The 22,481-nt window shown below is 55.2% G+C and carries 22 protein-coding genes, 1 tRNA gene and 2 pseudogenes; 13 read left to right on the top strand and 12 right to left on the bottom strand.

Annotated features, from left to right (window positions below; all coding sequences use genetic code 11):
• Nucleotides 1–43 precede the first annotated feature (43 nt).
• The gene (locus B9Z45_RS02210) at nt 44–877 is read right to left on the bottom strand and encodes a hypothetical protein (protein WP_199221820.1); all 834 of its coding nucleotides are present in this window, start codon (nt 875–877) and stop codon (nt 44–46) included.
• 72 nt (nt 878–949) lie between these two features.
• On the opposite strand from B9Z45_RS02210, the gene B9Z45_RS02215 reads away from it, so the two are divergent.
• The gene (locus B9Z45_RS02215; protein ID WP_108405605.1) at nt 950–1,912 is read left to right on the top strand and encodes a site-specific DNA-methyltransferase; all 963 of its coding nucleotides are present in this window, start codon (nt 950–952) and stop codon (nt 1,910–1,912) included.
• 62 nt (nt 1,913–1,974) lie between these two features.
• Here the strand turns inward: B9Z45_RS02215 and B9Z45_RS02220 are convergent, their stop codons facing one another.
• Together B9Z45_RS02220 and B9Z45_RS02225 are read right to left on the bottom strand one after the other, a co-directional pair.
• Nucleotides 1,975–2,442, bottom strand: coding sequence for a hypothetical protein (locus tag B9Z45_RS02220; RefSeq protein ID WP_108405606.1), 468 nt, complete (start codon nt 2,440–2,442; stop codon nt 1,975–1,977).
• A gap of 163 nt (nt 2,443–2,605) precedes the next feature.
• Nucleotides 2,606–3,886, bottom strand: coding sequence for a site-specific integrase (locus tag B9Z45_RS02225; RefSeq protein WP_108405607.1), 1,281 nt, complete (start codon nt 3,884–3,886; stop codon nt 2,606–2,608).
• 228 nt (nt 3,887–4,114) lie between these two features.
• Here B9Z45_RS02225 and B9Z45_RS02230 point away from each other — a divergent pair.
• From B9Z45_RS02230 to B9Z45_RS02250, 5 genes and pseudogenes are all read left to right on the top strand, one after another.
• Nucleotides 4,115–5,068: pseudogene (locus B9Z45_RS02230) on the top strand (replication-associated recombination protein A); the annotation flags it as partial.
• Between the two features lie 187 nt (nt 5,069–5,255).
• The gene (locus tag B9Z45_RS02235; protein WP_108405608.1) at nt 5,256–6,185 is read left to right on the top strand and encodes a branched-chain amino acid ABC transporter permease; all 930 of its coding nucleotides are present in this window, start codon (nt 5,256–5,258) and stop codon (nt 6,183–6,185) included.
• Between the two features lie 16 nt (nt 6,186–6,201).
• Nucleotides 6,202–7,278, top strand: a complete 1,077-nt coding sequence (locus tag B9Z45_RS02240) for an ABC transporter ATP-binding protein (RefSeq protein WP_108405609.1) — start codon at nt 6,202–6,204, stop codon at nt 7,276–7,278.
• A gap of 11 nt (nt 7,279–7,289) precedes the next feature.
• Nucleotides 7,290–8,075: an ABC transporter ATP-binding protein gene (locus tag B9Z45_RS02245; protein ID WP_108405610.1), complete on the top strand. Its 786-nt coding sequence runs from the start codon at nt 7,290–7,292 to the stop codon at nt 8,073–8,075.
• A gap of 1 nt (nt 8,076) precedes the next feature.
• Complete coding sequence (locus B9Z45_RS02250; RefSeq protein ID WP_108405611.1) at nt 8,077–8,793, top strand: ABC transporter ATP-binding protein; 717 nt, start codon at nt 8,077–8,079, stop codon at nt 8,791–8,793.
• An 81-nt stretch (nt 8,794–8,874) separates the two neighbouring features.
• Here B9Z45_RS02250 and B9Z45_RS02255 read toward each other — a convergent pair.
• Both B9Z45_RS02255 and B9Z45_RS02260 read right to left on the bottom strand, forming a co-directional pair.
• Nucleotides 8,875–9,774: pseudogene (locus B9Z45_RS02255) on the bottom strand (tripartite tricarboxylate transporter substrate binding protein); the annotation flags it as partial.
• A gap of 127 nt (nt 9,775–9,901) precedes the next feature.
• On the bottom strand, nt 9,902–10,942 hold the full coding sequence (locus tag B9Z45_RS02260) for a CDP-6-deoxy-delta-3,4-glucoseen reductase (RefSeq protein WP_108405612.1): 1,041 nt from the start codon (nt 10,940–10,942) through the stop codon (nt 9,902–9,904).
• Between the two features lie 47 nt (nt 10,943–10,989).
• On the opposite strand from B9Z45_RS02260, the gene B9Z45_RS02265 reads away from it, so the two are divergent.
• Together B9Z45_RS02265 and B9Z45_RS02270 are read left to right on the top strand one after the other, a co-directional pair.
• A complete protein-coding gene (locus tag B9Z45_RS02265) occupies nt 10,990–11,940 on the top strand; it encodes an SDR family oxidoreductase (RefSeq protein WP_108405613.1) in 951 nt (316 codons plus the stop codon).
• Between the two features lie 22 nt (nt 11,941–11,962).
• Complete coding sequence (locus B9Z45_RS02270) at nt 11,963–12,364, top strand: RNA-binding S4 domain-containing protein (protein WP_108405614.1); 402 nt, start codon at nt 11,963–11,965, stop codon at nt 12,362–12,364.
• A gap of 46 nt (nt 12,365–12,410) precedes the next feature.
• Here the strand turns inward: B9Z45_RS02270 and purT are convergent, their stop codons facing one another.
• The 3 genes from purT to radC all read right to left on the bottom strand — a co-directional run bounded on the left by purT (nt 12,411) and on the right by radC (nt 15,411).
• A complete protein-coding gene (purT, locus tag B9Z45_RS02275; RefSeq protein ID WP_108405615.1) occupies nt 12,411–13,544 on the bottom strand; it encodes a formate-dependent phosphoribosylglycinamide formyltransferase in 1,134 nt (377 codons plus the stop codon).
• 76 nt (nt 13,545–13,620) lie between these two features.
• The gene (locus B9Z45_RS02280) at nt 13,621–14,619 is read right to left on the bottom strand and encodes an adenosine kinase (protein ID WP_108405616.1); all 999 of its coding nucleotides are present in this window, start codon (nt 14,617–14,619) and stop codon (nt 13,621–13,623) included.
• A 120-nt stretch (nt 14,620–14,739) separates the two neighbouring features.
• The gene (gene radC, locus B9Z45_RS02285; protein WP_108405617.1) at nt 14,740–15,411 is read right to left on the bottom strand and encodes a DNA repair protein RadC; all 672 of its coding nucleotides are present in this window, start codon (nt 15,409–15,411) and stop codon (nt 14,740–14,742) included.
• Between the two features lie 129 nt (nt 15,412–15,540).
• Between radC and B9Z45_RS02290 the strand changes: the two genes are divergently transcribed.
• From B9Z45_RS02290 to B9Z45_RS17005, 5 genes are all read left to right on the top strand, one after another.
• A complete protein-coding gene (locus B9Z45_RS02290; RefSeq protein ID WP_108405618.1) occupies nt 15,541–15,984 on the top strand; it encodes a peptidylprolyl isomerase in 444 nt (147 codons plus the stop codon).
• Nucleotides 15,984–16,913: a 4-hydroxy-3-methylbut-2-enyl diphosphate reductase gene (ispH, locus tag B9Z45_RS02295; RefSeq protein WP_108405619.1), complete on the top strand. Its 930-nt coding sequence runs from the start codon at nt 15,984–15,986 to the stop codon at nt 16,911–16,913. The genes B9Z45_RS02290 and ispH overlap by 1 nt, the downstream gene beginning before the upstream one ends.
• 106 nt (nt 16,914–17,019) lie before the next feature.
• Complete coding sequence (gene serS / locus B9Z45_RS02300; protein ID WP_108405620.1) at nt 17,020–18,327, top strand: serine--tRNA ligase; 1,308 nt, start codon at nt 17,020–17,022, stop codon at nt 18,325–18,327.
• 186 nt (nt 18,328–18,513) lie between these two features.
• Nucleotides 18,514–18,603, top strand: a tRNA-Ser gene (locus B9Z45_RS02305).
• A gap of 228 nt (nt 18,604–18,831) precedes the next feature.
• Complete coding sequence (locus B9Z45_RS17005) at nt 18,832–19,005, top strand: hypothetical protein (protein ID WP_158270359.1); 174 nt, start codon at nt 18,832–18,834, stop codon at nt 19,003–19,005.
• A gap of 127 nt (nt 19,006–19,132) precedes the next feature.
• On the opposite strand, the gene B9Z45_RS02315 is transcribed toward B9Z45_RS17005, so the two are convergent.
• From B9Z45_RS02315 to B9Z45_RS02330, 4 genes are all read right to left on the bottom strand, one after another.
• The gene (locus B9Z45_RS02315; RefSeq protein WP_108405622.1) at nt 19,133–19,738 is read right to left on the bottom strand and encodes a response regulator transcription factor; all 606 of its coding nucleotides are present in this window, start codon (nt 19,736–19,738) and stop codon (nt 19,133–19,135) included.
• Nucleotides 19,739–19,820: 82 nt separating this feature from the next.
• Complete coding sequence (locus tag B9Z45_RS02320) at nt 19,821–21,137, bottom strand: tryptophan--tRNA ligase (protein WP_108405623.1); 1,317 nt, start codon at nt 21,135–21,137, stop codon at nt 19,821–19,823.
• Nucleotides 21,138–21,151: 14 nt separating this feature from the next.
• Nucleotides 21,152–21,820, bottom strand: a complete 669-nt coding sequence (locus B9Z45_RS02325; RefSeq protein WP_108405624.1) for a site-2 protease family protein — start codon at nt 21,818–21,820, stop codon at nt 21,152–21,154.
• A 32-nt stretch (nt 21,821–21,852) separates the two neighbouring features.
• Nucleotides 21,853–22,476 carry an L-threonylcarbamoyladenylate synthase gene (locus B9Z45_RS02330; protein WP_108405625.1) on the bottom strand — a complete coding sequence of 208 codons (624 nt, stop codon included), beginning with the start codon at nt 22,474–22,476 and terminating at the stop codon, nt 21,853–21,855.
• Between the last annotated feature and the right edge of the window lie 5 nt (nt 22,477–22,481).

A 22,481-nucleotide genomic window follows, 5' to 3' on the forward strand; every position in this document is an offset into this window, starting at 1 on the left:
GCACCCGTTGGGTGCTTTCCTTTTTATGTGCGCCTAGAAGAGTTCAGGGCTTTTTGCTTTTTGCTTTTTGCTCTTCTTGCTCTTTTTTTTTACCCTTGCTCTTGGTTGCAGGCTTGGGGGTTGGAATAAATGGATCTGGCATGTTCTCTGGGTGTAGCACCCAGTCTATGCACTCCAACAGGTCAGGAGTCCAGTTGTACACCTTGGTCTTCGGTGGTGGGACTGGCTGGAAAGTAGCAACTAGATCCTTGTTCTTTGCAGAGGGTAGAAGTGACCTGGCAGGCATGAACATGAAGTCTGTCCACTCTGTGGTAGATGGCTGCATGCAGACTGATAGAATGTCAAATTCCCCAAACCTATAGGGGCGGGTGTCTACTTCTTCAACTTCAACCACGCCTTCATCATTGGTGGTTGACTTCTTCTTCTTTCCTGTTCTGGTCTTTTGCGTTTCAGCAATGAACCAATCAGCTAGATGAGAATCTTGCTTGATAGCGGTTTGTGTTGGGCGAAGTGGATTGCCTTTTACAACCCGTTGATTTTTGGTTTGAATAAGAACATTAATCTTTTTGCCATCTATCGTTTTAGATATGTGTGCATCATAGGGTTGATCGCCGGTAATTATTTCTTCTTTCCACTCGTCTTCAATCGGTTTAAGGATGTAAGTGGAGAAAGCTAGTTCGGCAATGATTCCACGGACTCCACGCTTGGTGATGTCCTGGCTGCGACTGATCGCTTCTAGAACGAATTCAGCAGAGATGTTCCACTGCTTTTCCAGTGGGTGTATGGGGTGATCTTCGCGCAGGGACAGCCATAGTGCGTCCTTCTGTGCAGGTGTCAGTTTTGCGATAAACGCGTCTAGTTCTAGCGGTGTGGTCACTTCGACTTGCTCCCCTCTGGTACGTACGCCACAATGCCGGTCATCAATCCAAATTTATGAGACTTCTTCACTGTGACTACTCAACAAAAAATTGACTTCTCAAAGGAGGGCGGTAGCGCTCCTGTTGAGTTGGTCAACGGCTTTAAGCCGTTTTTCGAATCGAAAAGCGGCGCTATCTTCCATGCGGATTCGCTGGAAGTTCTGAAGTCGGTTCCTGATAATTCAGTAAATCTTGTTTTTACTTCTCCCCCTTACGCACTCCATTTCAAGAAGGAGTACGGGAATGTCAGTCAAAAAGACTATGTTGAATGGTTTGTTGATTTTGCTCGTGAGATCAAAAGAATCTTGACTGAAGACGGTAGCTTTGTTCTCAACATCGGTGGTTCATGGAATCCCGGTGAACCTACAAGATCGATCTACCATTTTAAGCTTGTGATTGCGCTGGTAGAAGAGCTAGGCTTCAGGTTAGCTCAAGAGACGTTTTGGTACAACCCCGCCAAGATGCCAGTCCCTGCTCAGTGGGTGACGGTGAAGCGTGTCCGGGTCAAGGACTCCATCGAGTACGTCTTTTGGTTCAGCAAGGGCCCCAACCCGAAAGCTGACAATCGGCAGGTTTTGCGCCCATATGGTAAGGACATGCTCCGGCTTGCTGCCAAAGGTGTGAAAACTACGGTTCGTCCTTCTGGTCACAACATCAATGAATCCTTTGACAAGATTCACAATGGTGGCTCTATACCTCCGAACTTCATTGACGACGACACTCCAACTGACTTGCTCAAGATGGGGAACAATTCTGCCAATGACGTTTACACCAAGAAGTGCAAAGAGCTAGGGGTGAAAATTCATCCTGCTCGGTTTCCTGCTCAGTTGCCAGAGTTCTTTATCAAGATGCTGACTCAAGAAGGGGACATTGTTCTTGATCCCTTTGGTGGTTCCATGACAACTGGCTATGTTGCAGAGAATTTGAATCGGCGTTGGATTGGAATTGACAACGTGGAAGAGTATCTTGACGGTGCGAAGTTTCGATTTGAATAACTAAACTTGCAGAAGTAAAAAAGCACCCAATTGGGTGCTTTGTTTTTTTGGGTTGAGGAAGCTTATGCAGCTTTGAACTCGGCTTCTGTGATTTCACCCAACTGTTCTTTGGTGGGGACTTTGCTTTGATGACTGGAAAGCTTCTTCAAGAAGTTCAGCTTTGCTTTCTTTTCTGAGGGAGTGACCAACCATGCATCAACTGGCTTGCCTGCCTTGTAGGTTGTGAAAGCGCCTTCTGCTTCCAAGAACTTAGGAGGGTGGGCCAGCCACACACCAGTTTCAGCACCCTTGGTGGACTTCAGTGGCTTGCTCATAGTGCGCGTGCCAGCAACCTTAGCAGCAGCAGTCTTGCCAGAGGAACCAGTCTTAAGTTCCAGTTCTTCAGCAGTGAAGTTGAACATCTTGATTTGTTCCAACACAGCAGCGAGAGCAGTAGGGCGTTCTGACTCCAACTGTGCGGCCACCATGTCTTCAAATTCTTTGCGCTTGGCGAGGATGTCAGCGAGTGTCAGTTTCTTGGCTTCTGCCATGTAAATTCTCCAATAGTGAATGTCAAACTGTAGTTGCTTGAGGTCTTCAACAAGCTACTACAGTGCTTTTGCTTGTTGATAAATGTACTTTATATTCAAGAACATAGATCGTCAACTAGATTGCGCCTTGTTTTAATGAAATGAGACATAAAGTTTAGCGGGCCTAGTTTCTGTCTCCATAGTACGCATTGGTCATTGAAGAAGAACTATGACCAGCAAGAAGCATGATTTCATCCTCATTCAATGATTGACCTGAACGAAGCTTGGCAAAAACTTCTGACAAACGATCAGGCATGTTCTGAATGGTGTGTTCCACGGTTTGAGGTGAAACACCCATCTCTTTTGCGATCTGGAAGTTGTTGGACTTCTTTTGACGAATCAACTTTGTTAGTGCGGTGCGGCGGGTATCGTGAAAGTGAAGGCGCGTATCTGGGTCTTCATAGAGGCCAAGTGCCTTCAATGCATCAACCCAATATTGCCTAAAGTTCCATCCTGTCAGTTTGAAGATTGGGCCTTTTACTAAACGGTTTGCTTTCAGCCATTCCCGAAAATCTTCATCTTCAGGGATCATGATGTCCCTTGGCTTTCCATTCTTGGTTTTTGGAATGTGAATGGACCAAAGCTGAAGATTCACGTTCTCCCATTGAGCACCTAGCACTTCACTTTTTCGCGCTCCAGATTCAAGGCAGGTGACAAACAAATAGTAGGGTTCTTGATTGGTTTTTAGCTTCATCCATTCTGCAATCTGTACGGCTTCATCCTCAGAAAGAACCCGCTTACGTCCGAGATATGCTTTTGGCTTTTCTCCACGTGGAAGCATCTTCACTGGATTCATGATGCCTTTAGGGAACTTGTCAGGATAGAGCTTGTAGACTTTTTCAAAAGCTGAACTGATAGTTGAAATTTCACGAAGAATTGTGTTGTCTTTGATGCCTGTTCTTCTTCTGGAATCCATGTATGCAATCAGGAGCCAGAAATCTACTGTGTCTATCTTGAACTGGCCAAATTCAATATAGTCCTTGGCGTAGCTCCTACCCAACATGGCATCAACCACTGTGCTTTGATAGCGGTAGTTGTCAATCTTAGATCCCAAGTCTTTGAGGTAGATGGGGATTGAGGGGATGGCACTCAGGCAACGATTCTGGTTAGTCTTAAGTGAACTAGCAGCTTGTTTGCTCATGAACTGGTTGAAGTATTCCCGGAGAAGTGCCGTCATGTTGGGCATCTCAAGTTGGTACTTCATGTCAAAAATGAGGTTCTGGGGAACCCCGGTGTTGATCCTATGAAGCTCTTGTTTTTCCCATGACCTGGCAATAGCCTCATCATCAAAGACTTTGTTAAGGTTCTCCCCGCCTTTGCGGATTTGGACGCGCCAACGGGTGACGGATACCTTGCGGCCTGTTTCCTTGTTCAGAACCTTGTACTTAAATGCGTAGACCGACACTGTGAATCCTTTCTTTTCTTTGATTCCAAGAGGGGGCAAGCAGGACGTTTTTTCATCCGTTTTTGAGCCCCTTTGTGCTGCGGTGCAATCTGGGTCACTCCCCAGTTTGCACAATCAAAATCCGTGGTGCGAAAAATTGTGCATCAAAAGTGGTTGTTTGTGCAAAAACACCACTCGTATGCACTCCAAGTCGTTGAGTTATAACAAATGCAAAGGATCGTACCTGTCTTCAACAAAAGCCAGCAGGACGCGTTCCTGCCGCATGTGGAAAGTGGCTTGCTCACTTTCATTGGTGCGACCACGGAAAATCCGTCTTTCGAGGTCAACTCGGCCTTGCTCTCACGGGCTGCCGTGTATGTACTGCAGCCATTGTCTGAAGAAGACCTGCAAAACATCGTGGTCCGTGTGAGGGGCATCAACGCGATTCCCGACATTGAGCCAGAGGCCCTTGCGCGCTTGCTGGCTTATGCCGATGGCGACGCAAGGCGCTTGCTCAACACGCTGGAAACTTTGTCGATGGCGGCCAAGCAAGAAGGCGTCGACCCTGTGACCGATGCTTGGCTGATGCGTGTGTTGGGCGAGCGCATGCGTCGCTACGACAAAGGTGGGGAGCAGTTCTACGACACCATCAGCGCCTTGCACAAGTCCGTACGGGGTTCTGACCCGGATGCTGCACTGTATTGGTTCGTCCGCATGCTCGATGGCGGTGCGGATCCGCGTTACCTCGCACGCAGGTTGATCCGAATGGCGAGTGAAGACGTGGGTCTGGCCGATCCGCGGGCTTTGCGCATGGCCCTTGATGCCGCTGATGTGTACGAGCGCCTGGGCAGCCCCGAGGGCGAGCTGACTTTGGCGCAGTGCGTCATCTACCTGGCCATGGCGCCCAAATCAAATGCGGCCTACAAGGCTTTCAACGAGGCCAAGGCCTTTGTCAAAAAAGACGGCACCCGCCCGGTGCCCATGCATTTGCGCAATGCCCCAACCCGGTTGATGAAAGACCTGGACTATGGCAAAGGTTACCGCTATGCCCACGATGAAGAGGGAGGCTTTGCGGCGGGGGAGAGCTACTTGCCCGATGGCATGGCGGAACCCGGCTTTTACAGGCCGGTTCCACGGGGTCTGGAAATCAAAATCGCGGACAAACTGCAAGAACTGAGAAAACGAAATTCGGCCACAGGGTAAGTCCTGATCCTGTTCAAGGCTGACGATGTAATTTCTTTCACTACAATTCGGCCACCTCGCGGATGCTGCTCAGATCTGGCGAGATTTTTTGAAAGTTATTCGGACTGACTCATAAGGTCATTCCTGATTTGAAAACAATAACCGACGCCAATACCCGCTAAGAGCAGGTCAAAACACGGAGAAATATATGGACGTCTTCTTCCAGCAGGTCATCAACGGCCTGGTCATGGGCAGCATGTACGCCTTGGTGGCCCTGGGCTACACCATGGTCTACGGCATCATCAACCTGATCAACTTTGCGCACGGAGAAGTGCTGATGGTGGGGGCTCTGACGAGCTGGACAGCCATCGGCATGATGCGAGACGCCATGCCTGGCGCGCCGGGCTGGATCATCCTGATCCTGGCCACACTGATCGCTTGCGTGGTGGCCGTCATTCTGAATTTTTCGATCGAGAAAATTGCCTACAGGCCATTACGCAACAGTCCCAAGCTGGCCCCCTTGATCACGGCCATCGGTGTGAGTATCTTGCTGCAGACCCTGGCCATGATCATCTGGAAGCCTAACTACAAGGCTTATCCCACATTGTTGTCGAGCACGCCCATCAACATGGGCGGCGTGGTCATCACCCCGACCCAAATCATGATATTGGGTGTGACCGCCGTGTCCCTGGCGGTCTTGATGTGGTTGGTCAACTACACACGTTTGGGCCGTGCCATGCGCGCCACCGCTGAAAACCCGCGCGTAGCAGGTTTGATGGGCGTGAAGCCCGACATGGTGATTTCTGCCACCTTTGTAATTGGCGCCATCCTGGCGGCCATTGCGGGCGTGATGTACGCCTCCAACTACGGCACTGCACAACATGCCATGGGCTTTTTGCCTGGCCTGAAAGCCTTTACTGCGGCGGTGTTTGGTGGCATCGGCAATTTGTCAGGCGCGGTCATTGGCGGCATTTTGCTGGGTCTGATTGAAGCCATTGGTTCGGGCTATATCGGGCAACTGACGGGCGGTGTACTGGGCAGCCATTACACCGACATCTTTGCGTTCATTGTGTTGATCATCGTGTTGACCCTGCGCCCTTCGGGCCTCATGGGTGAACGTGTGGCCGATCGCGCTTGATAGAGGTAAAACAGCCATGAAACACAACAAAACACTTCAATACATTCTGATCGGTGCCGCCCTCATTGCCTTGCCTCTGGTCTTGCAGATTTTTGGCAACGCCTGGGTGCGTATCGCCGATATGGCCTTGCTTTACATCTTGTTGGCCATTGGTCTGAACATCGTGGTGGGCTACGCAGGCTTGCTCGACTTGGGCTACGTCGCCTTCTTTGCGGTGGGCGCATACATGTATGGCCTGCTGTCGTCACCACACCTGACCAATACGTTCGCGTGGATCGCTGCTGCGTTTCCTGCTGGCATGCACATGCCCATCTGGCTGATCGTGCCTGTGGGGGCCGCGCTGGCGGGTTTGTTCGGCATGTTGTTGGGAGCGCCCACGCTCAAGTTGCGCGGTGACTATTTGGCCATCGTGACTTTGGGTTTTGGTGAAATCATCCGCGTGTTCATGAACAACCTGGACCACCCGGTGAACATCACGAACGGTCCCAAGGGCCTCGATCAGATCGATCCGATCTCTATTTTCGGCCTGAATCTGGGCAAGAAACTGATGATCGGTGATTTTGAGATTGCCTCAGTCTCGCTGTATTACTACCTGTTCCTCAGCTTGGTGCTGGTCACCATTTTGATTTCGCATCGACTTGAAGTTTCCCGCATCGGTCGTGCTTGGATGGCGATCCGTGAAGACGAAATCGCTGCCAAGGCCATGGGCCTCAACACCCGAAACCTCAAGCTCTTGGCTTTTGGTATGGGGGCCACTTTCGGTGGGGTGTCTGGCGCCATGTTTGCCGGTTTCCAGGGCTTTATATCGCCCGAGTCCTTCAGCCTCATGGAGTCGGTGATGATCATCGCCATGGTGGTGCTGGGTGGTCTGGGCTATTTGCCCGGCGTCATTTTGGGCGCCATTCTGTTGTCCGCCTTGCCTGAGGTGCTTCGGTATGTGGCCGGACCTTTGCAAGAGATCACGGGAGGACGCCTGGATGCCTCCATCATGCGTCAGCTTTTGGTGGCTTTGGCCATGATTGTGATCATGTTGATGCGCCCTCGCGGCTTGTGGCCTTCGCCTGAGCATGGCAAATCGCTCTCGACGAAATGAAGGGGCACAGTATGAATCCGTCATCCAACAAAGACACTGTTCTTCACGTCGCGGGCATCTCCAAAAGATTTGGGGGTTTGCAAGCCCTCTCTGATGTGGGCATCACCATCCAGCGCGGTCAGGTTTATGGCCTGATCGGTCCCAACGGCGCTGGCAAAACCACCTTTTTCAACGTGATCACCGGGCTGTACACACCCGATAGCGGCAGCTTTGAGTTGGCAGGCAAGCCTTACCAGCCCACGGCCGTGCACGAAGTGGCCAAAGCGGGCATTGCCCGCACTTTCCAGAACATCCGGCTTTTCGCCGAAATGACGGCTCTCGAAAACGTGATGGTGGGCCGACATGTGCGCACCCACTCGGGTTTGCTGGGCGCGATTTTTCGCACACCGAGTTTCAAGGCCGAAGAAGCCGCGATCGCCCAGCGTGCGCAAGAGCTGCTCGACTATGTAGGCATTGGCAAGTACGCCGACTACAAAGCCCGCACCTTGTCTTATGGTGATCAGCGCCGTTTGGAAATAGCCCGCGCACTGGCCACTGACCCGCAACTGATCGCCCTGGACGAGCCTGCTGCCGGCATGAATGCGACCGAGAAGGTGCAATTGCGCGAACTGATCGACCAGATTCGCAAGGACAACCGGACCATCTTGCTGATCGAGCACGATGTGAAGCTGGTCATGGGTTTGTGTGACCGTGTGACTGTGCTCGACTACGGCAAGCAAATTGCCGAAGGCACGCCTGCCGATGTGCAGAAGAACGAAAAAGTCATTGAAGCCTATCTGGGCACGGGAGGACACTGAGATGGCCAACATTCTTCTGAAAGTCAAAGACCTGCAAGTTGGTTACGGCGGCATCCAGGCAGTCAAGGGCGTGAGCCTTGAAGTGCGCGAAGGCGAACTGGTGTCGCTGATCGGCTCCAACGGTGCTGGCAAAACCACCACCATGAAAGCCATCACCGGCACTTTGCCACTGCAAGCGGGTGATATCGAGTACATGGGCAAAAGCATCAAAGGCCAAGGCCCCTGGGACTTGGTCAAACAAGGACTGGCCATGGTGCCGGAAGGCCGTGGTGTGTTCACGCGTATGACCATCACCGAAAACCTGCAGATGGGTGCTTACATCCGTTCAGACACCGCAGAGATTGCCGACGACATCGAGAAGATGTTCACCATCTTTCCGCGTTTGCGTGAACGCAAGGACCAGTTGGCAGGCACCATGTCCGGTGGTGAGCAGCAAATGCTGGCCATGGGCCGCGCCCTGATGAGCCGCCCCAAGGTGCTGCTGTTGGATGAACCCTCCATGGGCTTGTCGCCCATCATGGTCGACAAAATATTCGAGGTGGTGCGTGATGTCTACGCACAAGGCGTGACGGTGCTATTGGTGGAGCAAAACGCCAGCCGTGCTCTGGCCATTGCCGACCGTGGCTATGTGATGGATTCTGGGCTGATCACCATGACCGGCGTGGGCAAGGACATGCTCGAAGACCCCAAGGTGCGAGCGGCTTATCTGGGTGAGTAAGCACCCTTTGCAAGCCCCAAAAAAAGCCCGGCATGCCGGGCTTTTTTGTGCAACAAGATGGGCGCAGAAAAATCTTGTTTCTTAGTCCACCCTTGCGCCACTGGCTTTCACCACCGCCTCGTAGCGCGCCAGCTCTTTTTTCATGAAACCGCCAAACTGCTCTGGCGTGTTGCCCACGGGTTCAGCCAACAGCATGGCAAATCGGGCCTGCGTTTCTGGCGCTTGCAGTGCTGTAACAAAGGCCTTGTTCAGTCGATCCACCACGTCGCGTGGTGTGGCAGCGGGCGCCACCAAACCCCACCAAGTGTCGATTTCGAAATCTTTCAGTGTCTCGCTCATGCTCGGGATGTCGGGCAGGGCATTGCTTCGTTTGGCGGTGGTGACCGCCAGCGCCTTGAGGCGGCCTGCCTTGATGTTGGCTGCGGCAGTGGCCAAGTTGTCGAAGTTGAAGTCGACCTGACCCGACAGCAAGGCCAGTTGCGCAGGGTTGCCCCCGTTGTAGGGGATGTGCACCGCAAAAATGCCCGCTGCGCGTTTGAACATTTCGCCGGCCAGATGGCCCGCGCTTCCGTTGCCGCCTGAGCCAAAGTTCAGCTTGGCCGGGTTGGCTTTGGCATATGCCACCAGATCGGCCAGGGTGTTGATCTTCAGGCCCTGTGCGGTTTCGGCGTTCATCACCAGCACATTGGGTACGCGCAGCATTTGGGTGATGGGGGCAAAGTCACGGCTGGCGTCGTAGGGCATTTTGGCGAAAAGCCAAGGGTTGATCGCGTGCGTGGCCGTGGCCGCAATGCCCAGGGTCAACCCGTCAGGGATTGATTTGGCCACCAAGTCGGCGCCCAGATTGCCGCCAGCGCCAGGACGGTTTTCAATGATCACGGTTCCCAGGCTGTCCTTCACACGCTCTGCCAGAGCCCTTGCTGTGACGTCGATGGGCCCGCCTGGCGCATAGGGCACGATGATGCGGATCGGCTTGCCCTGCGCTCAGGCCGGGGCGCTGAGTGCCAGCGATGCAGCGCCAAACTGGCGGCGGGTGAATAAATTCATGGATGTACTCCGTGCAAAAGGGGGAGAGCGGTCACTTCAGTGAAGGCCAAGGGCGTCACGATCAGACTTGGGCTTTGTCGGCCTCGGAGGTGAACGAGTCGGCATAAAACTCTTCCTCGGGCAGACCGCCTTGCGCCACATAGTCGCGCTTGGCCGAGTCCACTACGATGGGCGCACCGCAGGCATACACCTGGTAGCCTGACAGATCAGGGGTGTCTTGCAAAACGGCCTGGTGAACAAAGCCGGTGCGGCCCGTCCAGTGGTCTTCAACTTCGGCGTTCGAGATCACGGGCACGTAGCGCAGGTTGGGCATTTCGGCCAACCGGGCTTGCACCCATTCGGCCATGTAGAGGTCATCAGGGCGACGCCCCCCCCAATACAGCGTGGCGGATCGGGTGATACCACGGTGCTGCATGTGCTCGATGAGTGCCTTGATGGGCGCAAAACCTGTGCCCGAGGCCAGCAAGACGATCGGCTTGTCGCTGTCTTCTCGCAGGTAAAAACTGCCGTAAGGGCCTTCGGCACGCAGGATGTCCTTTTTCTTCATGGTGGTGAAGACCGGGTCGGTGAACTTGCCGCCGGGCATGTGACGGATGTGCAGTTCCACGGTGGGTGGCGCCACTTCCAGGGTATGGGGCGCATTGGCCATGCTGTAACTGCGGCGCGAGCCGTCACGCAGCAAGAACTCGATGTACTGACCGGCGTGGAACTTCATCACGTCGTTGGCGGGCAGTTGCAGTGTCATCACGACCACATCGTGTGATTTTTTCTCGAGGCTGACCACGCGCACCGGCATTTTCTTGACGGGCAGACCACCTTCTGCAGTGACCTGGCGCGATTCCAGAACCACATCGCTCTGGGCCTTGGCGCAGCAGGTCAGCACCAGACCTTGGGCTTCCTCTTCGTCACTTAATGCTTTGGCCTGGTGCGGGCCATGCACCACGGTGCCTGATATTTTTTTGCATTTGCACGAACCGCAGGCGCCATCCTTGCAGCCATAAGGCAGACCAATGCCCTGGCGAATGCCTGCCGCCAGCAAGGTTTCGTTGTCATCGGCTGTGAAGTTGCGGCCACTGGGCAGCACGGAAATTTGAAAGCTCATCTTTTGGGTATCCTTGAGGGTGTGAATTCGACCCGGAACCTCTGATTTTGCCTTCAAACCAAAACCCCTTGGGCGCCTTGCCCGCCCGCTTTCGCCGCCAGCGTGTCCTGATCGTGGGCTGTGGCGATGTGGGCTTGCGCACAGCCGGTCAGTTGGGCGCGCCAAAAAGGCAGAGGGTGCGCCTGCTGGCGCTGACATCTTCCCCCGAACGCGTGCGTTTGTTGCGGGCTTGCGGTATCACCCCTTTGCAAGGCAATCTGGACGATGCGGCCAGTTTGAAGCGCCTAGCGGGCATCGCCCACCGGGTCATCCACTTGGCCCCACCCCCGAGCGAGAGGCGTGGACAGTCCGACAGGGATCCGCGCAGTTTGGCCTTGGTGCGTGTTTTGCGTTTGCGCACACCACCGCAAGTGGTGGTGTACGGATCCACTACGGGTGTCTATGGCGATTGCGCTGGCCAGCGTGTCGATGAAACGTGGCCCGTGAAACCGCACACGCCCCGCGCGCAACGCCGGGTCGATGCTGAAAAGCTGATGCGATTTTTGGGGCGCAGTGGCGTGCGGGTCAGTGTGCTGCGCATCCCCGGCATCTATGCACCCGATCGGGAAGGCGGCACCCCTCGTGAACGCTTGCTCAAAGGCACGCCAGTGCTGGTCTCTAAAGAAGATGTGTACACCAACCACATCCACGCGAACGATCTGGCGCGGGCTTGTGCTGCCGCCTTGTGGCGTGGCAAGCCGCAGCGCGTGGTGAACGTGACAGACGACACCGACCTGAAAATGGGTGATTACTTTGATTTGGCAGCCGGCTTGTACGGCTTGCCCAAGCCGCCCCGCATGGCGCGCAGCGATGCCAATGTGGCGTTGCCCTTGATGCTGCTGAGCTTCATGAACGAGTCTCGACGGCTGGACAACACCCGCATGAAGCAAGAGTTGAAGATACGGCTGCGCTACCCGCATGTGCGAGACGGCTTGAGCCTGCAAGGCCAGTTGCTTTGATGCGGCTGATGGAGAAACCAGGATGAATGCCCAACGTATCGACAAATGGCTATGGGCTGCACGTTTCTTCAAGACCCGCAGCATTGCCAGCGATGAAATTGACAAAAATCGCGTGCAGGTCAACGGCTTGGATGCCAAAGCCTCGCGTGAGGTCAAAGAGGGCGATACGGTGCGCTTAAGGCAAGGCGCGGTCGAGCGCACGGTGCTGGTGCAGGGCCTGAGCGGGGTGCGGGGTCCGGCAACGGCCGCTCAGTTGCTTTACGAAGAAACCCCTGAAAGTATCCAGGCGCGCCAAAAAGCCGCCGAGATGCACCGCTTGGCGCGGGAGCCCGCCCTCAGCATTGAGCAGGGCCGGCCCACCAAGCGCGATCGGAGGCTCATTGCGCGTGCATGGGATGACCGATGGGGTGCCGGGATCGATTGAGGCGCCCCCAAAGCAGCCAAAGGATCAGACGTCCACAGGCTGTGTCTCAAACCACCTTGATCTTGCCCGCCGCATCCCTGGCACGTTGCAATGCGTTGGGCCCTTTGGCCAAAGCCACGGCCATGCGGCGGTAAGGCCGCGTGCTGGGTTTGCCAAAGATGCGAACGTCCACACCCGGCTCCGACAAAGCCGCTGGTACACCCGTGAATTGCGGATTGGTGCCTTCCTTGTCAGCCAGCACCACGGCGCTGGCGCCTTCCACGCAGTCGATCTGCGGAATGGGCAGACCCAAAATGGCGCGGGCGTGCAAATCAAACTCACTCAGACTCTGGCTGACCAGAGTGACCATGCCGGTGTCGTGTGGGCGAGGGCTCAATTCGCTGAAAATAACCTCGTCTTTTGTGACGAAAAACTCCACCCCAAACAGGCCCGCGCCACCCAAATCGGTGGTGACTTTTTCGGCCATGTCTTGCGCCGCCTGCAGATAGTTAGGCGCCATGGCTTGCGGCTGCCAGCTGTATTGGTAGTCACCACGTTCCTGAACGTGGCCGATGGGCTCGCAAAACAGTGTGGGGCCTTTGCGCTGGCGCACGGTGAGCAGGGTGATCTCAAACTCGAAGTGGATGAACTCTTCGACAATGACTTTCTGCCGGTCGCCGCGCATGCCCGCACAGGCGAATTCCCAGCAGTGCTGGATGTCGGCAGGTGTTTTGGCCACGCTTTGGCCTTTGCCCGATGAACTCATCACCGGCTTGATAACAACCGGAAAGCCGATTTCTGTGGCTTTGGCCAACAAATCAGCGGCTGAGTCGGCGTAGCTGAATTTGGCGGTGCGAACACCCAGCCCCACGGCCACATCGCGGATGCGGTCACGGTTCATGGTCAGGTTGGCGGCGCGGGCGCTGGGGATCACTTCAAAGCCTTCTTTTTCCACCTCCAGCAACACTTCGGTACGGATGGCTTCGATCTCGGGGACGATCAAGTCTGGCTGGTATTTGGCAATGGCGGCTCTTAGGGACGTTTCGTCGAGCATGCTGAAGACGCAGTATTCGTCTGCCACCTGCATGGCGGGTGCGCCTGCATAGCTGTCGCAGGCGATCACGTGACATCCCAGACGCTTGACACTGATGACGAATTCTTTCCCCAGTTCACCGGATCCCAAAAGGAGAATTTTTTTCATATCGTTGGATGGAATGTCGAGTTTTTGTGAGGTGTCTGCAGGGTTTGATCGTGCGCCTCTGGCATGGCCATGTTCTTCAAGCGTTTTTAAATTCGGTGTGAAGCTTGTCCATTTGAGCGGCCGTCAAGCGGTTGCCGTGCTGGCTCACCACTGCTGCGGCTGTTCGGTTGGCCAGCGCGGCTGCTTCGATTGGCGTGCGGTCGTGGGTGATGGCGTACAAGAAGGTGCCTGCAAACATGTCGCCGGCGCCGTTGGTGTCAACGGCTTTGGTGGGTACGGCAGGCACATCGGTTCGGCTTTGGCCTTGAATGACGATGCAGCCTTTGGGGCCGCGGGTCAGGCACACGGTTTTGGCCAAGACAGACAGTTGGCCGATGATGGTGTCCAGGTCGGTGGTGCCGCACCAGGTTTGAGCTTCCTCCTCGTTGGCAAACAAATAGTCGAGGCCATCACCCACCATGGCATCGAGACCCGCCTTGCAGAAATTGATCATGCTGACATCGCTGAGAGTCAGGGCGGTGGCCACCTGATGCTCTTGAGCGATCCGGCGGCCCTGAACTGCGGCTTCCAGCCCACTTGGCGATGCGGCCAGATAGCCTTCCATGTAATAAATCTTGGATTTGGCGATGTCTTGCGGGTGCAGGGCCTTGCTGTCGAGTTGCGAGGTGGCGCCCAGAAAGGTGCACATGCTTCGTTCGGCATCTGGCGTGACCAGCACCATGCAGCTGCCAGTCTGGCCTTCGGTGGGTCGGGTGTGGGTCAGGTTGGTGGCGACATCGTTGGCCTGCAGGTCTTGCGTATAGAACGCACCCAGTTCGTCATCGGCCACTCGGCAAGAGTAAAACGCTTTACCACCCAACTGGGCCAGGGCCACCACGGTGTTGCCGGCAGAGCCGCCGCCGGTTCGGCGGGCATGCAGGCCTTGCACATGGGTGAGCAGTTCTGCGCGTTGCGGGGTGTCGATCAGCGTCATGTGCCGCTTGCTCACACCCATGGTGTTCAGCAGGGCATCAGAAACTTCGTATTCGGTATCGACCAGGGCGTTGCCGATGGCGTAGAGGTGGTAATGAGACATGGCCGTTATGGATGATCAAAGGTCAGGAGTTTAGCGGTTGCGCTTCTGCGGTCGGGCGCAAATTGGCTGCGGTTAGGGGCCAATGTGGCCATGAAGGCCGCTGTGCGCCAATGCGCACCCTTACATCAAGCCCTGCTCAGCCATGGAAAAAGCCTGCCCTTGCCCCACGATGATGTGGTCCAGCACGCGCACATCGACCAGTGCCAGCGAGGCTTTCAAGGTCTGGGTCAGGTGCTCATCGGCGCGGCTCGGTTGTACCGATCCGCTGGGGTGGTTGTGCGAGAGCACCACAGCCGCAGCTTGGTGGTGCAGGGCGCGCATGACAACTTCCCGGGGGTAGACGCTGGTTTGGCTGAGAGTGCCCCTGAAGAGCTCTTCCATGGCCAACATCCGGTTTTGGTTGTCTAAAAACAGCACGGCAAAGACCTCATGGTTTTTGTGGGCCAGTTGCAATTGCAGGTAATGCTTGACGGCGTCAGGCGTGTGGAAGGCCTCGCGTTCTTTCAGGCGTTGGCTCAGAGCCCTGCGGGCCACTTCGAACACGGCCAGCAGTTCGGCTTGCTTGGCGGGTCCCAGGCCTTTGACCAATCGCAGCGATGCAACGGTAGCTTGCAAAAGCCCTGCGATGCCCCCTGGAGCCAGTAATTCCTCAGACAACTGGAAGACGTTTTTGCCCGCCATGCCCGTGCGCAGCAAGATGGCCAGCAACTCGATATCGCTCAGTGCTTGGGGGCCTCTAGCTAGTAATTTTTCGCGCGGGCGCGCGTCGGCAGGCAAGTCCTTCATGCTCATTTGATGCCCCTCCCCGGAGCAGCCTTCGGTCCTGTTTGCCCCTTTTGCGGAGCGGGTTGGCCGGGCTTTTTACAATAGTGCCTTCTTTATGCCTGTTTGGCCGCATTTGCGGCATTCCAGTAAACCCTTATGTCCATTGTTGAACCTGGCTCTTTTTTGACACTCCACTACCGTCTGGCGGGCCCGCAAGGCGACATCATCAACACGTTCAACGATAAACCGGCCACCCTGTCGCTGGGCTCTGGCACCTTGACCCCTGCCCTGGAGCAGCGTTTGCTGGGCATGGCTGAGGGCGCAAGTCTGGTCATGGAGATTCCTGCAGGCGAGGCCTTTGGCGACCACAATCCGGACATGCAGCAATGGGTGGCGCGCAAGCTCCTCAATGAGTTGGGTGATCCGATGGAAAAATATGCTGCGGGTGATGTGGTGCAATTCCCCACGCCCGATGGCCTAGGTGCTTACGCAGGCACGGTGTTGCAAGTGAACAGCGAGGGCGCAGTGTTGTTTGACTTCAACCACCCGCTGGCCGGCCAACCTGTGACTTTTGAAATTGAATTGATTGGAGTGCTGTGATGACGTCTGAAGTGCTATTGGCCGAACCCCGAGGCTTTTGCGCCGGCGTGGACCGCGCGATTGAAATCGTGGAACACGCGCTGGCCAAGTATGGCAAACCTATTTATGTGCGCCATGAAATCGTGCACAACACCTATGTCGTCAATGACCTCAAGGAAAAGGGTGCGATTTTCATCGAAGAATTGTCAGACGTCCCACCGGGGGCGACACTGATTTTCAGTGCCCATGGCGTCAGCCGGGCAACGCATGACGAAGCCAAGGCGCGCGGTTTTCGCATATTTGATGCAACCTGCCCCTTGGTCTCCAAGGTGCATGTCGAATTGGCCAAGTTGCACAAAGAGGGCTATGAGTTCATCATGATCGGCCACAAGGGCCACCCCGAGGTGGAGGGCACCATGGGCCAACTCGACAGCGGCATCCATCTGGTGGAAGACATTCACGACGTGGCCAAAGTGCAGCCCGCCCAGACAGTGCTGCTGGGTGTGGTGACGCAGACTACTTTGAGCGTGGACGATGCAGCTGGCATCATGGCTGCGATCAAAGAGCGCTTTCCGCAGGTGCGAGAACCCAAGCAGCAAGACATTTGTTATGCCACCCAAAATCGGCAAGATGCTGTCAAGTTGATGAGTCCGCAGGTGGATGTGGTGATTGTGGTGGGTAGCCCGACGAGCTCCAACAGCACCCGTTTGCGCGAGTTGGCCGATCGCATGGGAAAGCCGGCTTACATGGTGGACAGTGCAGATGACCTGAACCCTGCTTGGTTTGAAGGTGCTCAAAAAGTGGGCCTCACTGCAGGGGCCTCTGCTCCGGATGTACTGGTTCAGGATGTGATCCAGCGTCTGCGTGGCTTGGGGGTTGTGTCAGTGCGTACATTGGACGGTATTCAGGAAACCATCAAGTTCCCTCTGCCCAAAGGTTTAAGGCGCTGATTTTTTTGGGTGGCATTGGGACCTTTGTCAACGGCCAGGCCCATGGCCTTCTGGCTGCCCAGCTTCAGCTTGCATCTTGGCTGTTCGGGGTCACTACAATACTGACATGCTTGATATTGTTCTTCTCCGCAAAGATCTGGACGCCGCCGTGGCGCGTTTGCAGACCCGTAAATCCCCCCAGGCGTTCCTGAATGTTGAGGCTTTCCGAGGTTTGGAGGGTGAGCGAAAAACCCTGCAAACCCGCACCGAAGAACTGCAGAGTCAGCGGAATAATTTGTCCAAGCAAATTGGCATGCTCAAGGGCAAAGGCCAACACGCCGATGCCGACGCGGTCATGGCGCAAGTAGGGGTCATCAAGGCCGAGCTGGATACTTCGGCCCAGCGTCTGGAGGTCATCCAGTCTGAATTACAAAACTTGCTGCTGGCAGTGCCGAATTTGCCGCATGAGTCAGTGCCGCTAGGGTCTGACGAAAGCGGCAACGTCGAAGTGCGTCGCTGGGGCACCGTCCCAAGCTTTGACTTCGACATCAAGGACCATGTGGACATCGGTCAAAAGCTGGGTTTGGATTTTGAAACCGGCACCAAGCTGACCGGTTCACGTTTCACGTTCATGCGGGGTCCGATGGCCCGTTTGCACCGTGCTTTGGCCCAGTTCATGCTGGATGTGCAGACCCATGAGCATGGGTACACCGAGTGCTACACGCCTTACATTGTGAACGCCGATACCCTCCGTGGTACGGGCCAGTTGCCCAAGTTCGAAGCCGATCTTTTTGCGGTCAACAAGGGCGGGCAGGAAGGTGAAGAAAACCAAGCCCTTTACCTGATCCCCACCTCTGAAGTTACTCTGACCAATTTGGTGCGCGACGAGGTGCTTGCTGAAAATGATTTGCCGATCAAGCTGACGGCGCACACACCTTGTTTCCGGTCTGAAGCAGGCAGCGGCGGGCGCGATGTGCGTGGCCTGATACGCCAGCACCAGTTCGACAAGGTGGAGATGGTGCAGATCGTGCACCCTGATCAAAGTTACGAAGCGCTGGAGGCCATGACCGGCCATGCCGAGGCCATCTTGCAAAAGCTGGGCTTGCCCTACCGTGTCATGAGCCTGTGCACCGGTGACATGGGTTTTGGTGCAAGCAAGACCTATGACCTGGAGGTTTGGGTGCCCGCACAAAACACGTACCGAGAGATCAGTTCGGTCTCCAACTGCGAGGCTTTTCAGGCCCGTCGCCTGCAAGCGCGCTTCAAGAACGCGCAAGGTAAAAACGAGCTGGTGCATACGCTCAATGGCTCGGGATTGGCTGTGGGCCGTGCGCTGGTGGCGGTGCTCGAAAATTATCAGAATGCGGACGGCTCGGTCACCATACCGGACGTGTTGCGTCCTTATATGGGCGGTTTGAAACTGTTGAGCGTGTGAATTCCGATCGAAGCTGAACAGGGTATTTTGAACTTCATGCGCGCTGAGTTTTGGCATTGCTGTTGAGCACCAGATTGGCCTGCTGCGCTGCAGTGCTCAGTGACCATGTCGCCGTGCAATGCGGAGAATGACGGGTCAAGAAACCTTGAGGGGGCTCTGTTAGAATCCATTCTTCGACGAAACCCAGGAGGGGTGGCAGAGTGGTCGAATGTACCTGACTCGAAATCAGGCGTAGTGGCAACACTACCGAGGGTTCGAATCCCTCCTCCTCCGCCAAATAAAAACCCTAAGTGATTGATTTACTTAGGGTTTTTTCTTTTTTCCTTGAAGATACATTCCAAGTCAAACTAAAAAGTTGGACTTCACTCATCAAACCACGACATTCCTTGACAATGTCGCCCCAATTCATGCTTGGGAGCTTTTCGCAAGTTGATGCGGGATTTTTTTGTCACCAGTGGTTCTTGCTCCAAGCTGGATGATTTTCAACAGAGTCAAAGGGCGGCCATGAAGTTTCTGTTGTGTTCCTGTTCTGTCGTTGTGCTGGTGGCCTGCTTGCCTGGCTGCACGGTCCTTGCCATTGCCGATGCTGCGGGCTCGGCGGTGGTCTATGGGGTCAAGACCACAGTGAACGTGCTGGATGCGGTCACGCCCGATCTGGTCAACAAAAAAAAGGATTGAGCCGCATCGCTTCAAGCTGGCTTGAGGGTGACCAAGGGGCGATCAATTTGTGCCTTTGGCACAAAGAAAAACCGGCACGTGAGCGCCGGTTTTTCAAAACGTGACAGGCACTTGGCGTGCCGTTGACTCAAATACCCAGCCAGCCGTTGGTGCGTGCAAAGTGCAGAGCTTGTGTTCGGCTGTTGACGCCCAGACGGCGGAACAGGCGCCAGAAGTGAACCTTGACGGTGTGCTCGCTGATGTCCAGTTTTTCGGCGATTTCACGGTTGGACAAACCCTGGTCCAGCATCAAAATCAATTGCTTTTGGCGCTTGGACAATTTGGTCGGGCCTGCAGTGCTGGCGGCGTCTTCGGCCGCAGCATCTTCTTCGGAAACCAACAGAGTACGCAGCGCTGCAATGATTTCAGTCGGACTGTTTGATTTTTCGATGAATGCATTGGCCCCAGCTTCGAGACAGCGTGCCTCAAATTCACTGGCGCTGGCGCTGGTCACTACGGCCAGCGGCACATCCGGGTATTTGGCTTTCAACACCTGAACACCCGACATGCCCAGGGTGTCCGGCAATTGCAAATCAAGGCAGAAAAGCTCAGGCGTACCGTTCTTTTCAACGGTGGATTCCACCACATTCAGTTTGTGAATCGGGATGATTTTGAGTCCCGGGCGCACACGGTGAACGAGCATGGTCAGCGCATCGCGCATCAAGGGGTGGTCATCGATGACATACACAGTCATATTGGTCTCGGTAGTAAGCTAAAGGATTAAGGATACACTTATTTGTTGGTTTCAGCAATATTAAACGCCAAAACCAAAAAAATTATTGAGTTGTTTTTTGTGAGTGTGCAATTTCCGACAGGGCTTGGGCCAAGCGCAATTTTTTCTCAGGCGACAGTGCTTGCAATGATGCACCCATATCGGACAGGCTGTCGATGCCTTCGGTCTGTAGACGGGCAATGGTTTGGCCTGCTTCTTTGGGTGAGGCAAAGCCCGTGCTTTGCAGTATCAACTGGCCTTGTGCATCGACCAGCTTGAAGTAAAACTGACCATCTTTTTCCCGGTATTGCTTGAAGCTTGGCGCAGCCGTTTTGAGCGCTTTGGGTGCTTCGGTGGTGGCGCCAAATGACAGCGAGCGCAAACCTACGGCATGGCGCAATTCGCGCATGAAAGGGGTGGCCAGTTGGCGTGCTTTATCGGCACCAGACAACAATATCTTGTCCAACTTTGCTGGATTGTTGATCAAGGCCTCGTATGGCTCGCGCATTGGGCCGACTTCGCGATCAATGCGCTCAAACAGCATTTGCTTGGCATCTCCCCAACCGATGCCTTCAGCGTAGGCCCGAGCGAAATCGGCTGTTTCCTGGTCGTTGGCAAATGCTTGGTAGATCTGAAAAAGCGCGGAGCCTTCTGTGGCCTTGGGCTCGCCTGGAAGTTTGGAGTCGGTCACGATGCCTGCAATCTGCTTTTTAAGCGTTGCAGAGGGGGCAAACAGCGGGATGGTGTTGTCGTAGCTTTTGCTCATCTTGCGCCCATCCAGGCCTGGCAAAAGGGCCACGGATTCTTCGATCACGGCCTCGGGCAGTACAAAATGCGCACCATACAAATGGTTGAAGCTGGACGCCATGTCGCGTGCCATTTCGATGTGTTGGATCTGGTCGCGACCGACGGGCACTTTGTGCGCCTTGAACATCAAAATGTCTGCTCCCATGAGCACCGGGTACATGAAAAGACCGGCCGTCACGTCGCTGTCGGGGTCATGGCCTGCTGCATTGTTTTTGTCGACGGTGGCTTTGTAGGCGTGGGCGCGGTTGAGCAAGCCTTTTCCAGTCACGCAGGTCAAAAGCCAGGTGAGTTCAGGAATCTCCGGGATGTCGGATTGGCGATAAAAGGTGACTTTTTCCGGATCAAGGCCTGAGGCGATCCAGCTTGCCGCGATCTCCAGCGTGGAGCGTTGAATCCGGGCGGGTTCATCGCATTTGATCAGGGCGTGGTAGTCAGCCAAGAAGTAAAAGCCATCGGTCTGGCTGTCGCGGCTGGCTTGTACCGTGGGGCGGATAGCCCCCACATAGTTGCCCAGGTGGGGTGTGCCAGTGGTGGTGATGCCGGTGAGGACGCGGGTGCGAGGCTTGGAGGTCATGAGTTCGGAAGGATTCAACGAAGCAAAAAAGACAAAGGGCTGAGGGCCAGTTTGATCAGGTCAAAGGTCACGCTCATGAGGGGTTGCATCCAAAGGCTGCTGATGACACCTGTGATGACCAGGGCCATGACGATATAAAACCCGAAAGGCTCTATGCGTGAGACCAACACCGCCTGCCGCCATGGCAAAAGGCCCACCAGAATGCGACCGCCATCGAGCGGCGGCAGCGGGAATAAATTGAATGCAAACATGACCACGTTGGTCAGCATGCCAGCTTTGCACATTTCGACAAAAAAGCGCTGTGTGACGCCGCTGCCCGCCAGCAGATACAGCAGCACGCCCCACAGCAATGCTTGAAGCAGATTGGCGCCTGGCCCGGCCAGCGCTACCCACACCATGTCTCGCTTGGGGTGTCGAAGCTGGTCAAAGCGCACTGGCACGGGTTTGGCATAACCAAACAAAAAGGCCCCGCTGGTACTGAAGTACAACAGCAAGGGCAGCAAAATGGTTCCTACCGGATCAATGTGCGTCAGGGGGTTTAGCGTTACTCGCCCCAGCATGGCAGCCGTGGGGTCTCCAAGCCGCTGTGCGGCATAAGCGTGGGCGGCCTCGTGCAAAGTGATTGCAAAGATCACAGGCAGGGCATAAATCAGAACGGTTTGAATGAGATCAGAGATGTTCACCCCTCGATTGTCTCAGACAGCGTGGCAGGTCATCAGAGTCCCAGCAGGGCAGGCTTGCCTTGGCCGTAACGCAGTACCTGCGGTGACTCTCCACTCATGTCAACCACGGTCGTTGGCGCCAGCGAGCAGGCGCCTGCATCGATCACGGCACCAAGTTGGTGCTCCAGGCGTTCGCGAATTTCCTCGGGGTCGTTGAGCGGAAGTGATTCGCCGGGCATGATGAGTGTGGATGCGAGCAAAGGGGCGCCGTGCAAGGCCAGCAACTCTTGCAGCACTTTGTGATCAGGCACACGCAAGCCAATGGTTTTGCGCTGCGGGTGGCTCACTCGGCGGGGGACTTCTTTGGTGGCTTCCAAAATGAAGGTGAATGGCCCTGGCGTGGCTTGCTTGATGGCCCGAAATTGCTGGTTGTTCACCTTGGCGTAGTTGGCCAGTTCGCTCAGGTCGCGGCACAGCAAGCTCAGGTGGTGCTTGTCGTCCACGCCTCGCACCCGGCGCAATTGGTCGGCAGCGTTTTTGTCGTCCAAGTGGCAAACGAGTGCATAGCTGGAATCGGTAGGCACAGCCAAGATCTGGCCTTGGTTGAGCAGTTGCACGGCCTGCTTGAGCAGTCGGGCTTGCGGGTTGTCGGGGTGAACAGTGAAGAACTGGGCCATGGGGT

The sequence above is a fragment of the Limnohabitans sp. 2KL-17 genome (assembly GCF_003063415.1).
Classification (GTDB): Bacteria; Pseudomonadota; Gammaproteobacteria; order Burkholderiales; family Burkholderiaceae_C; genus Limnohabitans_A.

Excerpts from the sequence above, each read along its gene's own strand:
- B9Z45_RS02220 (WP_108405606.1), bottom strand. The coding sequence starts at position 2,442 with ATGGCAGAAGCCAAGAAACTGACACTCGCTGACATCCTCGCCAAGCGC.
- B9Z45_RS02235 (WP_108405608.1), top strand. The coding sequence starts at position 5,256 with ATGGACGTCTTCTTCCAGCAGGTCATCAACGGCCTGGTCATGGGCAGC.
- B9Z45_RS02240 (WP_108405609.1), top strand. The coding sequence starts at position 6,202 with ATGAAACACAACAAAACACTTCAATACATTCTGATCGGTGCCGCCCTC.
- B9Z45_RS02245 (WP_108405610.1), top strand. The coding sequence starts at position 7,290 with ATGAATCCGTCATCCAACAAAGACACTGTTCTTCACGTCGCGGGCATC.
- B9Z45_RS02250 (WP_108405611.1), top strand. The coding sequence starts at position 8,077 with ATGGCCAACATTCTTCTGAAAGTCAAAGACCTGCAAGTTGGTTACGGC.
- B9Z45_RS02260 (WP_108405612.1), bottom strand. The coding sequence starts at position 10,942 with ATGAGCTTTCAAATTTCCGTGCTGCCCAGTGGCCGCAACTTCACAGCC.
- B9Z45_RS02270 (WP_108405614.1), top strand. The coding sequence starts at position 11,963 with ATGAATGCCCAACGTATCGACAAATGGCTATGGGCTGCACGTTTCTTC.
- purT (WP_108405615.1), bottom strand. The coding sequence starts at position 13,544 with ATGAAAAAAATTCTCCTTTTGGGATCCGGTGAACTGGGGAAAGAATTC.
- B9Z45_RS02280 (WP_108405616.1), bottom strand. The coding sequence starts at position 14,619 with ATGTCTCATTACCACCTCTACGCCATCGGCAACGCCCTGGTCGATACC.
- radC (WP_108405617.1), bottom strand. The coding sequence starts at position 15,411 with ATGAGCATGAAGGACTTGCCTGCCGACGCGCGCCCGCGCGAAAAATTA.
- B9Z45_RS02290 (WP_108405618.1), top strand. The coding sequence starts at position 15,541 with ATGTCCATTGTTGAACCTGGCTCTTTTTTGACACTCCACTACCGTCTG.
- ispH (WP_108405619.1), top strand. The coding sequence starts at position 15,984 with ATGACGTCTGAAGTGCTATTGGCCGAACCCCGAGGCTTTTGCGCCGGC.
- serS (WP_108405620.1), top strand. The coding sequence starts at position 17,020 with ATGCTTGATATTGTTCTTCTCCGCAAAGATCTGGACGCCGCCGTGGCG.
- B9Z45_RS17005 (WP_158270359.1), top strand. The coding sequence starts at position 18,832 with ATGAAGTTTCTGTTGTGTTCCTGTTCTGTCGTTGTGCTGGTGGCCTGC.
- B9Z45_RS02315 (WP_108405622.1), bottom strand. The coding sequence starts at position 19,738 with ATGACTGTGTATGTCATCGATGACCACCCCTTGATGCGCGATGCGCTG.
- B9Z45_RS02320 (WP_108405623.1), bottom strand. The coding sequence starts at position 21,137 with ATGACCTCCAAGCCTCGCACCCGCGTCCTCACCGGCATCACCACCACT.
- B9Z45_RS02330 (WP_108405625.1), bottom strand. The coding sequence starts at position 22,476 with ATGGCCCAGTTCTTCACTGTTCACCCCGACAACCCGCAAGCCCGACTG.